Origin of the sequence: Paenibacillus sp. MSJ-34 (genome assembly GCF_018918005.1) — a bacterium.
Taxonomy (GTDB): domain Bacteria; phylum Bacillota; class Bacilli; order Paenibacillales; family Paenibacillaceae; genus MSJ-34.
The window spans coordinates 16,532-30,689 of record NZ_JAHLPR010000030.1; the positions used below are offsets into that span (position 1 = coordinate 16,532).

General features: G+C 54.3%; 13 protein-coding genes and 1 riboswitch. Of the genes, 9 read left to right on the forward strand and 4 right to left on the reverse strand.

The features are described 5' to 3' along the window. Positions 1 to 21: 21 nt before the first annotated feature. From KQI79_RS15890 to KQI79_RS15900, 3 genes are all read right to left on the reverse strand, one after another. Positions 22 to 873 (reverse strand): carbohydrate ABC transporter permease, encoded by an 852-nt coding sequence (locus tag KQI79_RS15890; protein ID WP_216539221.1) that lies wholly within the window; start codon positions 871 to 873, stop codon positions 22 to 24. Then, positions 870 to 1,823 carry a carbohydrate ABC transporter permease gene (locus tag KQI79_RS15895; protein ID WP_216539222.1) on the reverse strand — a complete coding sequence of 318 codons (954 nt, stop codon included), beginning with the start codon at positions 1,821 to 1,823 and terminating at the stop codon, positions 870 to 872. The genes KQI79_RS15890 and KQI79_RS15895 overlap by 4 nt, the downstream gene beginning before the upstream one ends. Before the next feature lie 122 nt (positions 1,824 to 1,945). Next, positions 1,946 to 3,313: an ABC transporter substrate-binding protein gene (locus KQI79_RS15900; protein WP_216539223.1), complete on the reverse strand. Its 1,368-nt coding sequence runs from the start codon at positions 3,311 to 3,313 to the stop codon at positions 1,946 to 1,948. 216 nt (positions 3,314 to 3,529) lie between these two features. On the opposite strand from KQI79_RS15900, the gene KQI79_RS15905 reads away from it, so the two are divergent. Both KQI79_RS15905 and KQI79_RS15910 read left to right on the forward strand, forming a co-directional pair. Continuing rightward, complete coding sequence (locus tag KQI79_RS15905) at positions 3,530 to 4,870, forward strand: GH1 family beta-glucosidase (protein WP_216539224.1); 1,341 nt, start codon at positions 3,530 to 3,532, stop codon at positions 4,868 to 4,870. 134 nt (positions 4,871 to 5,004) lie between these two features. Further along, positions 5,005 to 5,328, forward strand: coding sequence for a hypothetical protein (locus tag KQI79_RS15910; RefSeq protein WP_216539225.1), 324 nt, complete (start codon positions 5,005 to 5,007; stop codon positions 5,326 to 5,328). Positions 5,329 to 5,771: 443 nt separating this feature from the next. On the opposite strand, the gene KQI79_RS15915 is transcribed toward KQI79_RS15910, so the two are convergent. Continuing rightward, positions 5,772 to 6,434, reverse strand: a complete 663-nt coding sequence (locus KQI79_RS15915; RefSeq protein WP_216539226.1) for a DUF4097 family beta strand repeat-containing protein — start codon at positions 6,432 to 6,434, stop codon at positions 5,772 to 5,774. Positions 6,435 to 6,627: 193 nt separating this feature from the next. Here KQI79_RS15915 and KQI79_RS15920 point away from each other — a divergent pair, with 193 nt between their 5' ends. The 7 genes from KQI79_RS15920 to purB all read left to right on the forward strand — a co-directional run bounded on the left by KQI79_RS15920 (position 6,628) and on the right by purB (position 14,145). Continuing rightward, positions 6,628 to 6,783 (forward strand): hypothetical protein, encoded by a 156-nt coding sequence (locus KQI79_RS15920; RefSeq protein WP_216539227.1) that lies wholly within the window; start codon positions 6,628 to 6,630, stop codon positions 6,781 to 6,783. A 23-nt stretch (positions 6,784 to 6,806) separates the two neighbouring features. Beyond that, positions 6,807 to 7,580, forward strand: coding sequence for a MerR family transcriptional regulator (locus tag KQI79_RS15925; RefSeq protein WP_216539228.1), 774 nt, complete (start codon positions 6,807 to 6,809; stop codon positions 7,578 to 7,580). Then, entirely contained in the window at positions 7,577 to 8,233 is a 657-nt protein-coding gene (locus KQI79_RS15930; RefSeq protein WP_216539229.1) for a GAP family protein, read from the forward strand. The genes KQI79_RS15925 and KQI79_RS15930 overlap by 4 nt, the downstream gene beginning before the upstream one ends. A 65-nt stretch (positions 8,234 to 8,298) precedes the next feature. Next, positions 8,299 to 10,440, forward strand: a complete 2,142-nt coding sequence (locus KQI79_RS15935) for a DNA topoisomerase III (RefSeq protein WP_216539230.1) — start codon at positions 8,299 to 8,301, stop codon at positions 10,438 to 10,440. A gap of 102 nt (positions 10,441 to 10,542) precedes the next feature. Continuing rightward, a riboswitch (purine riboswitch) is annotated at positions 10,543 to 10,643 on the forward strand. A 556-nt stretch (positions 10,644 to 11,199) separates the two neighbouring features. Then, a complete protein-coding gene (purE, locus tag KQI79_RS15940; RefSeq protein WP_216539231.1) occupies positions 11,200 to 11,685 on the forward strand; it encodes a 5-(carboxyamino)imidazole ribonucleotide mutase in 486 nt (161 codons plus the stop codon). Beyond that, complete coding sequence (gene purK / locus KQI79_RS15945) at positions 11,682 to 12,857, forward strand: 5-(carboxyamino)imidazole ribonucleotide synthase (protein WP_216539232.1); 1,176 nt, start codon at positions 11,682 to 11,684, stop codon at positions 12,855 to 12,857. The genes purE and purK overlap by 4 nt, the downstream gene beginning before the upstream one ends. Then, positions 12,850 to 14,145 (forward strand): adenylosuccinate lyase, encoded by a 1,296-nt coding sequence (gene purB / locus KQI79_RS15950; RefSeq protein ID WP_216539233.1) that lies wholly within the window; start codon positions 12,850 to 12,852, stop codon positions 14,143 to 14,145. The genes purK and purB overlap by 8 nt, the downstream gene beginning before the upstream one ends. The last annotated feature ends 13 nt before the right edge of the window (positions 14,146 to 14,158 follow it).

Consider the following 14,158-nt stretch of genomic DNA (forward strand, 5'->3'; position numbering starts at 1 on the left):
CTACATGGCGGCCGCCCAAAACTAGCTTTTAATCGCTCCGCTCGTGAGTCCGGAAATAAACCAGCGGCTGAAGAAAAGAAATACGATCAAAAGCGGCAGCGTCGCGCAGAACGTAGCGGACATGATCATCCCGTAATCGAGGCCGTCCCGGTTCGAGAAAAGCTGCTGCAGCACGATTTGAATCGTGAAATGTTCCGCATTCTTGAGTACGACGAGCGGCCAGAAGAAATCGTTCCATACGTTCATGAACGTAAAGATGCCGAGCGTAGCCAGGGCCGGCAGCACGAGCGGGACGACGACGCTGCGGAAGGTGCGGAAATGCCCGCTGCCGTCGATCCGCGCCGCTTCCAGCAATTCTTTATGAATAGCGGACGATATATATTGCCTCATCCAGAAAATGCCGAACGCGCTCACCATCCCGGGCACGATGATGGCCTGGTACGTATCGATCCATTTCAGCTTTGCCATAATGACGTAATTCGGCAATACGCTAAGCTGCTGCGGCACGAACAACGTGGCGAGCACGAAGACGAACAACACTCTTTTGCCCGGAAAATCGTATTTGGCGAAGGCGTATCCCGCCAGCGTGCAGAAGAACAAGACAAGCACCGTCGTGACGGTCGAGACGAAAAACGAATTGAACAATGCCTGGAAAAATTCGATCCGGTCCAGCACCCGCCGGAAATTGACGAAAAACTGATCCCCGAACGCGAGGGTGGGCGGAACGCGAAAGACGGCGCTCCGGTCATTGGTCGAGATGACGAACATCCAGAGGAAAGGGAAGATCGAGATGAGCGCCCCCGCGATCAACAGCAAATAGGAAACGGTCTTTAACAGGTACCCCGGCTTGCGCGAGGCGAATGTTTTGCTCATATGCCGCTTTCCTCCTCTCCGCCCAAGCGATTGCTGAAAATATAATTGCCGATAGAGAACAATATGGTGAAAATAAACAGGATGACGGCCGACGCGGCAGCCGTTCCGAAGAACGAATTGCGGAACGCTTCGCTGTACAAGTAAATGACCATCGTAATCCCTTCCAGGCGCGTAGAACCGGTCCCGGACTGGCCGAGGAATACGAACGGTTCCGTAAACAACTGCAAGCTGCCGATGGTGGACATAAGCACCGTAAAGATGACGAACGGTTTCAGGAGCGGCAACGTAATATGCAGCAATTGCTGTCTGCGGTTCGCCCCGTCGATGAGCGCGGCTTCGTACAAGTCGGCGGGAATGCTTTGCATCCCTGCCAAATAGATGACGGTGTTGTATCCGAGCCAGCGCCAGAAAATCATAAGCGAAATGGCGATCTTGACGCCCCACCATCCCGTGTTCCATGGGACCGGATCAAGCCCTAACAAGCCGACCATCCAGTTCGCGATCCCTTCGCTGCCGAAGAACGAGCTGAATACGAGCGTTACGGCGACGATGGACGTAATGTTGGGCAGAAAATACAGAATCCGGAAGCCCTGTTTAAACCGGATCATGGAAGAGTTGAGCACGACCGCGAGCAGCAAGGCGGCAATCAATTGCGGCACTGTGCCCATCAATCCCATAATGAGCGTATTGGCGAACGAGGTCCAGAAGGCGGAGTCTTCGAGCACGAATTGATAATTTTGAACTCCGACGTATTGCATCGGCCCTAGCGCGTCCCATTTAAAGAACGATAGATAAAATGTGAAAAAGATCGGATAAATGCCGAATATCGCGAACAACAGGAAAAAGGGAGAGATGAACAGATAGGCGATGCCGTTGCTTCGTCTTTTCTCCGTCCAGTACGTTCGCGGCGTTTTGTTGCGGCTCCGTATGGCGACATTCGGTTGGTTCATGCCGCACCTCCTTATCAATATGTCATGCGTTGCCATAACCGGTTGCGGCAAGCCAAAGTCCACGGACGCATAACTTCCATGGACTTTGACGTTTGCCCCGCCCCGGTGCGGACGGCTGCGTTTTAGCTGCGTTTGGCCAGATCCTTCGCTTGCTTGATGACGGAATCCCATTCCGCTTGCGGATCCGCTTTTCTCTCTAAAATGTTGCGCAGCGCGTTCTTGTAATAGGAGTCCGTCGTGTCATGCAGCGGTCCGTAATATACCGGTTTGACATTTTGCGCCGCTTTGGCGTATTCGGCCGCGATCGCTTGACCGCTGAAGAACTCGTCCGGCTCATTGAACGCTTCGTCGGTATACAGCGCCGGAATGGAAGGCATCAGCCCGTTGGTTTTGAAGGATTTTAACTGATTTTCCTTACTTACGAGCCAACTGATAAATTGATAGGCTTCCTTCGGATGCTTGCCTTCCTTCGGCAAGGTGATGAAGGAACCGCCCCAGTTGCCCGATCCTTCCGGCACTTGGGTCACTTTCCACTTGCCTGCGGTATCGGGCGCATTGCCGGTAATCGTTCCTTTCATCCAGGCGGGAGCCAGCATGACCGCGAACTTCCCTTCGTTCGTCGCGGCGCCCCATTCGGGCGACCAGAGCGCCGTTTTGCCCATCCAGCCTTCCTGAATCGCCTTGACGGTCATATCGTACGCTTTCTTGATTTGCGGATTTTGGTCGCCGATGAAGGAATTGTCCGCTTTGCTGAAGTATATTTCGTCTTTGCTTTGGTCGCGCAACGCATTGAAGAGCAGGTCGGTCAGATCGACGAACGCGATGCCCGTTTTGTCCGTGAACTGTTTGCCTACGGCGGCGAATTTATCCCAAGTGCTGATCGCTTCGCCGAATTCGGCCGGATCGGTCGGCAAACCGGCCTGTTCCAACAAGTCGGTGCGGTAATAAGTGACCAAGGGTCCGATATCGGTCGGCAATCCGATTTGGAACGAACCGTCTTTGGACGACGCTTGCTTCCATTTCCAATCGAGATAATCGCCCTCGATATCTTTGGCGCCTAAATCGTATAAATTTTGAAACTTGTCTTCATGCACGATAAATTTCTCCATAAACGCGATTTCCAGCATGAAAATGTCCGGCGCTCCCGATCCGGCCGACAGAGCGGTAAGCAAGTTGTTGTGATGCTCCGTTTGATCGCCCGTATTTTGGATTTTGACCTGGATGTCGGGATGGGCGGCGTTCCATTCCTCCGCCAGCTTGTCATAACCGTTATTGCCGAGCGTCCAGAAGTTGAGCGAGACCTTCTCGGCGGGCTTCTGCGTTTCCTCGCCGCCGCCGGAGCCGGACGTCGTACCGCCTCCCGATTCGTTGCCGCCGCTTTCCGCATTGCCGCTGCTGCCGTTTCCGCTTGTGCCGCTGCTCCCGCCTCCGCACGCCGCCAAGGAAATGACGAGTACAACGGACAGCAGCACTGTGAGCCATTTTTTCATGTTGTAACCCCTTTCGTTTTTATTGATTTTTGCTACATTTTTACTGTAAAAGACGGCAGAGATTTTTTTGAGGAGGCAAATCTTCGATTTCAGGTTGAAATTTTTTCGAAACGCAAATTGCGTCTTGATAAGCTGAGCCGGGATCGCGTAAAGTTAGGTACGAACATCATGGCGGATCGCATAAATCATCGATATTTTGCGAGAGGGGAATTTGAAATGGCATTGGTTCAATTTCCGAAAGATTTTGTATGGGGAGCGGCGACGGCCGCCTACCAAATCGAAGGCGCCCACAATGAAGACGGCAGAGGCATGTCCATATGGGACACATTCTCAGGCACGCCCGGCAAAGTATATAACGGAGATAACGGGAATATCGCTTGCGACAGTTACCATAGGTATGAGGAGGATGTGGAACTGCTGAAGGATTTAGGGGTCCGCGCTTACCGCTTCTCCGTCGCTTGGCCGCGTATTTATCCGCAAGGGAGAGGAGAGATCAACCCGAAAGGGCTGGAGTTCTACCATAAGTTTGTCGATCAGCTGCTTGCGAACGGCATCGAACCGATGTGCACCTTGTACCATTGGGACTTGCCGCAGGCGCTGCAGGATGAGGGCGGTTGGGACAACCGGGCGACGATTGACGCCTATGTGGACTATGCGGAGACGATGTTCCGGTCGTTTGCGGGCAAAATCAAAAAGTGGATTACGTTCAACGAGCCTTGGTGCATTTCGATTCTATCGAATCTGCTCGGGGAACACGCGCCCGGCTATCGGGATTTTCAGCTGGCTTTGAATGTGGGCCATCACGTGCTTGTCGCGCATGGGGAGACGGTGAAGCGGTTCCGGGCATTGGGAGTGGAAGGCGAGATCGGCATTGCGCCGAATACCGAATGGTTCGAGCCGTACAGCGCGAAGCCGGAAGATGCGGCGGCATGCGACAGGCGCAACGCGTATTTCAACGGATGGTTTATCGAGCCGTTGTTCAAAGGGGAATACCCGGCGATCGCCTCGGACTGGTACAAGAAGGCGGGCTTCGAGCCGCCGGTCCGGGATGGCGATATGGAAACGATTCGGCAGCCGATCGACTTCCTGGGCATCAATTATTATACCGGGGGCGTCGGGCGCAAGGGCGACGACGATCCGCTCGGCTTCGAAGCGGTGGACGTCGGATTCGACAAAACCGATATCGGATGGAACATATATCCTCAAGGTTTGTTGAACGTGCTGAACTGGATTCGGAACGAGTACGGCGGCATTCCGATCTATATTACGGAGAACGGCGCCTGCTACGACGATGTTAAAGCGGAAGGCGGCATCCGCGACGCGAAACGGATCGAGTACATCAAGAAGCATCTCATCCAATTGAACCGGGCGATCGAATCCGGCGTCAACGTCAAAGGCTATATGCTGTGGTCGCTGATGGACAATTTCGAATGGGCGTGGGGCTACAGCAAACGGTTCGGGCTCGTTCACGTCGACTTCCGGACACTCGAACGAACGAAGAAGGACAGCTATTATTGGTATAAGAAAATAGCGGAAGTCGGCTGGTTGGAAGTGTAGGGAAGAGCGTGGCCCGCAACGTAAGTTTGCCGGGCGGGCTTGATGCCCGGCAAGTGTGGGGATAGGGGGCGGCATGCGATGTAAGCTTGCCGGACGAACGGACGCCCGGCAAAGTAGGAGTGGAGTTGTCATCCGTGCGTGGATGGGAGTGGCGCAGCCGTCGGGTGGCATGCGGTGTGTGGACGGGAGTGGCGCAGCCGTCGGGTGGCATGCGGTGTGTGGACGGGAGTGGCACAGGCATCGGGTCGGGCATGCGTCCTACATGCGGTAAGCAGGCCGGTACGGCGGTTGTAGGCATACGGCGCGTAGACGCGAACGCTCGCGCCGTCCCGCCCCGTTATGTAACTGCAAAAATCCAGTTGCATCGCTCGATTTGGCGCAATTTTGCCCTACTAACTGCAATTATCCAGTTGCTCCCGCCCGAATGGCCGCAAAATGAGGAAAACGAGCTTGAATAGATGGATTTTCGCAGTTACTTCGCTTCAAAAGGCGGTTTGGCCAAGAAATAGATGGATTTTTGCAGTTGCTGTTGAATAAGATCGGCGCTGAACCTATGGTGATGCATTGAGAAATTGCTATCCGGACCGTACGGCCGTTATTTTGCGTCAAAATCGCTTTTTCACTGTTTAAGCGGACATTGGTTCCGTTATCCGTTCGTCGGAGGGCTTATTTTTACGCGTTTGCCACGAATAAAGGATCGTATGTCCGCGAACTGTCCGAAATTGGGCGTTTTGTCACAATTAGCGGCTCCTGTGTCCGCGAACTTGAGGAGCAGGGCGGTAGAAATGTGTAGGAATAGCACGGTGAGAACTCGTCCCAACCCCCAGCGGTTTCGTGCATTCTAGGCCTCCGTCAGGGAGGCGGCCGCCCTTCAGCTTCTTGAAAAGCTTGTGCCATTCGTTTAATCGTTCTTAACGGTTATACTTCCGGAAGTGGTTCGGATCCGCACTTGAAACGAGCCGTCTCCCGTTTGTCCCTGCGTCTTTTTGCCGCTCTGCCGGCTATTGTTCAGAGGGAGAGCGATCGAACGTCTGCCGCTGCCGGATTCGAGCAGCCACCGGATATCCGGTTCCTTGTCCTCCAAATTCAGCACAACGTTGCCGCTGTTGACAGACACATTCACGTCGCTGTTTATTCTCGCATAATCAAGCGACACATTTCCGCTGTTGCCTTGAATGTCGACAGATTGCGCTTGCAGATTGCTTACGTTGACGTTGCCGGAATTGCCGTTAATCGTTACACTCCCCTTATAATCGGTTGGAACGCGAACGACGAGCCGAGGCTGCTTGCCGAGCTTAAAGATGCGCATGTTATCGCTTTTTAGCCGAATATCGACTCTTTGTTTCCTCTTATCGATTACGATTCCCGATCCGAAGCTATACATCATCGCCGCTTCAAGCTCCTCGATATCCGCCGATTCGACATGGACGGTCGTGCTGCGATGGTCAATGCGGACGTTCTCTATCCCCTCGAGCGATACCATTTGCAAATCTTCTTCGCCAAAACTGCAGGCGCTTAATACAAGCATCCCCAGCATAAGAAGACAAACGCAGACTTTCTTCATTTCATCACCTCTTAACGATTGTGAAACCGATTATATTCGATGACGTTGCGTCAGTTTCAAGTCCTTGCCGAAACAAAGCTTGAAAGTGACGTAGCGTTATTTTGTATAATGGAGCCGATGTTGAAGTCCGTCGTGAGGGATGCCCGTCAAATCGGCCGAATAGAGGAAATTTTGCATAAAGGGGATGTTGGTTATGAAACAAGGGGATATCATTATTTACGGATGCGTTATTATAGGAGCGGGGATTGGACTCACGCTCGATCAAGCATTGCCCGGAGTGTTGGTCGGGCTGGGGCTAGGATATTTAATTAAACACGCATTATATAAAGATAAGGAAAAAGAACGCTGATGAACGTGGGAGGTGTCACACGCTTGATCCATATAAAAGAAGTTGCGAAACAGACTAAAATCACGGTCCGAACGCTGCGGTACTACGATCAGATCGGACTGTTGGCGTCCTCGTCCAAAACGGAAGGAGGGCATCGCCTCTATTCGGAAGAAGATTTGAAGAAGCTGCAGCAAATTCAATTTTTGAAAGGCATGGGCTATCGTTTGCAAGATATTAAAGAAATGCTGTCCGACGCGAAATGGAACTGGTCGGATAGTTTGAAGAGCCAGTTGGTTTACATCATGGAGGAGCAGGAAAGGTTGAAAAGCATGGAATTGTCGCTGCGGGAACTGATCAACGGCATCGCGTTCGAGGGCGGGAACGACCGTCTGGCAATACAGAAACTGATTCAACTGTCGAATCAAAATAAAAAAAGGTTGCAGCGCTTTACGGAAAGCGGATTTACGGCGAAGGACCGGGAGCTTTGGGCCAAGCTTCCCAAGTTGGGGGGAGAAGACCCTAGTTCTTTGGAGTGGATAGCCTTGCTAGGTCAAATCAAACGGCTTATGACGGAGGATCCCGCGTCCCCGAAAGTGCAGAACATCATCCGGCGCATGATGGAAAAGCTGACGGAACAGTTCGAAGGCGAAGACGAGTTTCTGGATAAATTATGGGACGCAAGGAAGTCTTCGGCGCAATCCGAAGAGCTCGGGCTCTATCCTATAGAAAAAGAAGTTCTTGATTACATGGAGCGGGGGTATGAAATTTACAATTCTTCCGTACAGGGCGCTTCCGCCGCGCAAGGGGGAGAATCGTGAGTCTCGAATTGCTGCTTTCGGTAGGGGGATTGGCCCTGCTGGATACGCTCAGCCCGGCGACGCTGGGGGTCACGGTATATTTGCTGTTAACGGAAAAAGAGCGGCTAAGCTCGCGCTTGCTCGTTTATTTATCGACCGTCGCGGCGTTTTACTTTTTGGTGGGCGTCGCTTTCATGTTCGGCCTGGATGCGATACTGTCCGCATTCTCTTCCCTCTTCCAAAATCGGACCGTCAGTTGGATCATGCTGATCGTCGGCGGGATACTGTTTGTAGCAAGCTTTTACTATCCGAAAAGTAAACAATCGGAATTGCCGAGGCCGAAGTCCAAAAGTAAAGCCTCCATGGTTGCGCTCGGGTTTACGACATCGTTGATTGAGGTGGGCACGACGTTTCCTTATTTCGCTGCGATCGGCCTCATGACCGCTTCGAATTTGGCGTTATATCAGTGGCTTCCGATGTTGGCCGGATATAACTTGATTATGGTGCTGCCGCCGCTGATCGTATTTCTGTTGCATTTGCTGCTGGGCCGGGCGATGCGCAGACCGTTGGAAAAGCTGCGCGGCAAGCTGGCGAAACATTCGGGATCGGCGATTTCATGGATCATGTGCATCGTTGGACTCATTTTGATATTTCACAGTTTAGATTATTTGTAAATTCGGAAGCCAACCAGCGAACATGGTATAATGAAGAAACGACATTGATAGCAAAGGAGCATACCATGAAATCGTTAGTGCTAGCGGAGAAACCTTCGGTGGCGAAAGAGATCGCCCGCGTGATGGGCAGCCACCACAAACATAAAAGCCATTATGAAGGTCCTAAATATGTGGTTACATGGGCGCTTGGCCATCTGGTAGGGCTGGCGGAGCCGGAGGATTACGATCAGCAATATAAAACGTGGAAGCTGGAAGATTTGCCGATTATGCCGGGGCGGATGAAGCTGAAAGTGCTGCGCGAAACGTCGCATCAGTTCAAGGCGGTGCAGCATTTGATGAAACGCGACGATATCGGGGAACTGATCATCGCCACCGACGCGGCGCGGGAAGGCGAATTGCTCGCGCGTTGGGTGATGGAGATGGTGAAATGGAAGAAGCCGTTCCAACGGCTATGGATTTCTTCCCAGACCGACAAAGCGATTCGCGAAGGATTCGCGAATTTGAAGCCGGGGTCGCATTACAACCGGCTGTACGAATCGGCCCGCTGCCGCGCCGAAGCGGACTGGCTAATCGGCCTGAATGTGACGCGCGCCCTGACATGCAAATTTAATGCGCAATTGTCCGCGGGACGGGTGCAAACGCCGACGCTCGGCATGATTATGGATCGGGAGCGGGAAATTCGCGATTTCCGTTCCGTGGAATTTTATACGATGCAGGGCGACTTCGGCTCGTTCCAGGCGATGTGGCGCGAGGCGGGCAAGAACGACGGCCGCGTGTTCGAAGAGAGCCGGCTGCAGACGCTCCGTTCGAAGCTGGAGGGGAAGAGCGGCAAAGTCGTATCGGTGAAAAAGACGGAGAAATCCGAACCGCATCCGCTCGCTTACGATTTGACGGAGCTGCAGCGGGACGCCAACAAACGGTACGGCTTCTCGGCGAAACAGACGTCGAACGTGCTGCAGCGGCTGTACGAGCAGCATAAGCTTGTCACGTATCCGCGCACGGATTCCCGTTACTTGTCGTCCGATATGACCGGCACGCTCAAGGAACGGCTCAAGTCGGTGGCGATCGGCCCGTATGCGCCGCTCGTCCGGCCGCTGCTCGGCGCGTCGCTGCCGATTACGAAGCGGATCGTGGACGACTCGAAGGTAAGCGATCATCATGCGATTATTCCGACCGACGAGCGGGTGAACCTGTCGGCGTTGTCGAACGAAGAACGGAAGCTGTACGATTTGATCGTGCGCCGTTTCATCGCCTTGTTCTACCCGGCGGCTCAATACGCGCTTACCGCTCTGACCGTCGAAGTCGAAGGGGAGTCGTTTCACGCCAAAGGCAAGACGGTGCGCAAGCTCGGCTGGCGCGAAGTGTACGGCCAGGAATCGCTCATGGATGACGATGACGACGAGCGGGAAGACGACTTCGAGTCCCGCGATACGGGGCAAACGTTGCCCGACCTGAATCAGGGGGATCGGGTGGCGTTGAAACGCTGCGCGATCAAGAACGACCGCACGCAGCCGCCGAAACGTTATACGGAAGCGGCGCTGCTGGCGAAGATGGAGAAGTACGGCCTCGGCACGCCGGCCACGCGCGCCGATATCATCGAGAAGCTGATCAGCACCGATACGATTGAGCGCCAGGGCGCCTCCCTGCATCCGACAGGCAAAGGCAAGCAACTGATCGAGCTGGTCGCCGACGAATTGAAGACGCCGGATTTGACCGCCGAGTGGGAGCGGGAGCTGGAGAAAATCGCGCGGGGACAAGGACGCACCGAGCCGTTTATGCAAGGCATTCGCAATATGGCGGCGCAGCTGGTGCAAACGGTCAAGGGCAGCGACGCCGAATATAGACCGCATAATTTGACGAACAGCCATTGCCCGGAATGCGGCGAGCGGCTAATGGAACGGAAAGGGAAACAGGGCAAAGTGCTCGTCTGCTCCGGGAAGGAGTGCGGATACCGCCGTTCCGCGGAGAAACAATTGTCGAACCGCCGCTGTCCGCAATGCCATAAAAAGATGGAGCTCAAGACCGGCAAAGCGGGGAAATATGTGCAATGCTTGGGCTGCAACGTGATTGAAATGCTGGAAGACGGCAAGGGGCGGATCAATAAACGCGAACAACAGCAGCTCGTGAAAAAATACGAAAAGAAAGAGCCGGCCGGCACGAATTTGGGCGACTTGCTCAGGGCCGCGATGGAACAGAAGGAAAAATGACGAAAAACGAACTTTATATTATTTTTCCGGATATAATGTTCGTCTTTACGAGTTGACATCCGTTATTAGAGCCTGTTAAACTAAGAATAGGAATTACAAATGACGAAATATAATAGATTGCCTCGTATAATTCCGGGAATATGGCCGGAAGTTTCTACCCGAAGACCGTAAATTTTCGGACTACGAGAAAATGCCTTGCTCGAAACGGCCCAATGTCGCCAGTTCGACGGTTCGTGGGACATGGACGAACATGGGGCTGCGCTGCGGCGAACAGGATGCGTTTGTGCCGGATTCGAATATTCGGATTCCGCATCTAGTTTGCTCTGCGATCTTTGGGGTCGAATGATTTTTCTTGAACGGCCTCCCTGGTAGGGCATTTTCATGAATCGTTGAATGGATGATGCGAAGGTAGAAGCGAATAGCGGCTGCCTTTGTTTTTTTTCTCCGAATATTGTATGTTTGTGGAAAAAGAGTTCTATATTAATGTGAGTTCAAAAAGTCAACTTTTCAGCACTAGAAGGTTGCGAGAACCCTTGGCCCATGCTTCCGAAGCGAGTTTTGCGCAGCAAAACTTACAGGAGGAGCGGAGTGTAGGCAAAACCTACATGAGCACCTGAAATGTTTCCGGAGGAAATATACTTCGTAAGCATATGCTCTTCGAGGGTGAACGCAAGATTCGATGCCGACTCTGCTTCTAGATATACTTCGTGATCAAAAGAGGACTTTTTGAACAACCTCTATTAGAAAGTAGGTTGAAGGATGTCGGCGAGAGTAGGCGTCATTATGGGTAGTCAATCCGATTGGGAGACGATGAAGCTGGCTTGCGACGTTTTGGACGAGCTGCAAATTCCTTATGAGAAGAAAGTGGTATCGGCGCATCGTACGCCGGACTTGATGTTTGAATACGCGGAAAGCGCGGCGGAGCGCGGGCTTGCCGTCATTATCGCAGGCGCCGGCGGCGCGGCGCATTTGCCGGGCATGGTAGCGGCCAAAACGGTGCTGCCCGTGATCGGCGTGCCGGTGAAATCGTCCAACTTGAACGGGTTGGACTCTTTGTTGTCCATTGTGCAAATGCCGGGCGGAGTCCCGGTTGCGACGGTGGCGATCGGCAAGGCGGGCGCGACGAACGCGGGCCTGCTCGCGGCGCAAATCATCGGAGCGTTTGATCCGGAGGTGCGGGCGCGCGTACAAAGCCGCCGCGACGCGATCCGCGATCAAGTGCTGGAAAGCAGTGAGCGGTTATGAGCGGCGCGAGAACGATTCTGCCCGGCGCGACGATCGGCGTGCTCGGCGGCGGGCAATTGGGGCGCATGATGGCGCTGGCTGGCACGAACCTCGGTTACCGGTTCGTCACGCTTGACCCGACGCCGGATGCGCCATGCGGCCAAGTAGCGCGACAGATTACGGCCGGCTACGGCGATATCGAGGCGGCGCGGCAATTGGCCGCGCAAGCCGACGTGATCACGTACGAGTTCGAGAACGTCGACGCCGGGGTGGCGGCGGCGCTCGCAAGCGAATCGTACGTGCCGCAAGGGAGCGAGCTGCTGTATACGACGCAGCATCGCCTGCGCGAGAAGCGCGCCGTCGAAGCGGCCGGCGCCCGGGTGGCGCCGTACGCCGCCATCGGCAGCGAGGCCGACCTGCGGGCGGCGGCCAGCCGGTTCGGCGTGCCGTGCGTCTTGAAGACGGCCACCGGCGGATACGACGGCAAAGGCCAATGGGTCGTTCGCTCCGGCAGCGACGAGGAGTTGGCCGAAGCGTACAAGACGCTTAGCGCGGCGGGAACGGAGCTTGTGCTCGAGCAGTTCATTCACTTCGACAAGGAACTGTCGGTCATTGCCGCCCGCAGTCCGCGCGGGGAAGTGAAGGCATTCCCGGTGAGCGAGAACGTTCATGCGGACAACATCCTGCATCTGTCGATCGTACCGGCGCGCATTCCACAGGAGGTGCAGGCGGAGGCGGAGCGGCTGGCGATTCGCATCGCCGAATCGCTGCAGGTCGTCGGCTTGATTGCGGTGGAGATGTTCATGGCGAAGGACGGCGAACTGTTCGTCAACGAACTGGCGCCGCGTCCGCACAATTCGGGGCATTATACGATGGAGGCGTGCCTCACTTCGCAATTCGAACAGCATGTGCGCGCGATATGCAACCTGCCTTTGGGCGATACGGAGCTGCTGACGCCGGTCGTCATGGTCAACGTGCTCGGAGAGCATGTGGAGCCGCTGCTTGCGCGCATGGGCGGGGACGACGAAGCGGCGAAGAAGCTGGGCGTAACGCCGAAAGTTCATTTATACGGCAAACACGAAGCGAAATCGAAACGGAAAATGGGACATATCAACTTGTTGACGAAAGACGTCCAGGCAGCGCTCGCCTGGGTGGAGCAAACGAATATTTGGAGGAGCCAAAACGATGATTGAACGATACAGCAGACCGGAAATGACGGCGATTTGGACGGAGGAAAACAAATTCAAAGCTTGGCTGGAAGTGGAGCTTTGCGCATGCGAGGCATGGGCGGAGCTTGGCGTCATTCCGAAGGAAGATGCGGCCGAACTGCGCAAAAACGCAGGGTTCGATATCGATCGCATCTATGAAATCGAACAGGAAACGCGCCATGATGTCATCGCATTTACGCGCGCTGTGTCGGAGACGCTCGGGCCGGAGCGCAAATGGGTGCATTACGGGCTGACGTCAACCGATGTGGTGGATACGGCGCTCGGCTATTTGTTGCGTCAGGCGAACGAAATTTTGGAGCGGGACATCGTTAATTTCATCGACATCTTGAAGGAGAAAGCGATCGCGTATAAAGATACGCCGATGATGGGGCGTACGCACGGGGTTCATGCCGAACCGACGACATTCGGTTTGAAAATGGCGCTATGGTACGAGGAAATGAAGCGGAATTTGGAGCGTTTCCGGAATGCGGCCGACCGCGTGCAATACGGCAAAATTTCCGGCGCGGTCGGAACGTACGCCAACATCGATCCTTTCGTGGAAGAGTTCGTTTGCCGCAAGCTCGGCACGAAGCCTGCGCCGATCTCCACGCAGACGCTGCAGCGCGACCGCCACGCGGAATATATGGCGACGCTGGCGCTGATCGCGACATCGCTCGACAAGTTCGCGACGGAAATTCGCGCCTTGCAAAAGAGCGAATTCCGCGAAGTCGAGGAAGCGTTCCGCAAAGGGCAGAAAGGCTCCTCGGCGATGCCGCATAAGCGCAATCCGATCGGCTGCGAGAATATTTCCGGTCTCGCCCGCGTCGTGCGCGGCTTTATGGTATCGGCTTACGAGAACGTGCCGCTATGGCATGAGCGCGATATTTCGCATTCTTCGGTGGAACGCGTTATTTTGCCGGATGCGACGATGCTGCTTAACTATATGTTGAACCGTTTCGGCAATATCGTGAAAAACTTGACGGTATTCCCAGACAATATGAAGCGCAACATGGAAAGAACGTATGGCGTGCCGTTCTCCGGCCGCGTCATGACGAAGCTGATCGACAAAGGCTACAGCCGCGAACAGGCGTACGATACGGTGCAGCCGCGCGCGATGCAGGCATGGGAGGAGCAGCGCAGCTTCCGCGAAATTATCGAAGCGACGCCGGAAATTGCCAATGTGCTCGGCGCGGAGGAAATTGCGGACGCGTTCAACCCGAGCTGGCATTTGAAGCATGTGGATACGATTTTCAAACGTTTGGGATTGATATAAGAACTTAACGCAT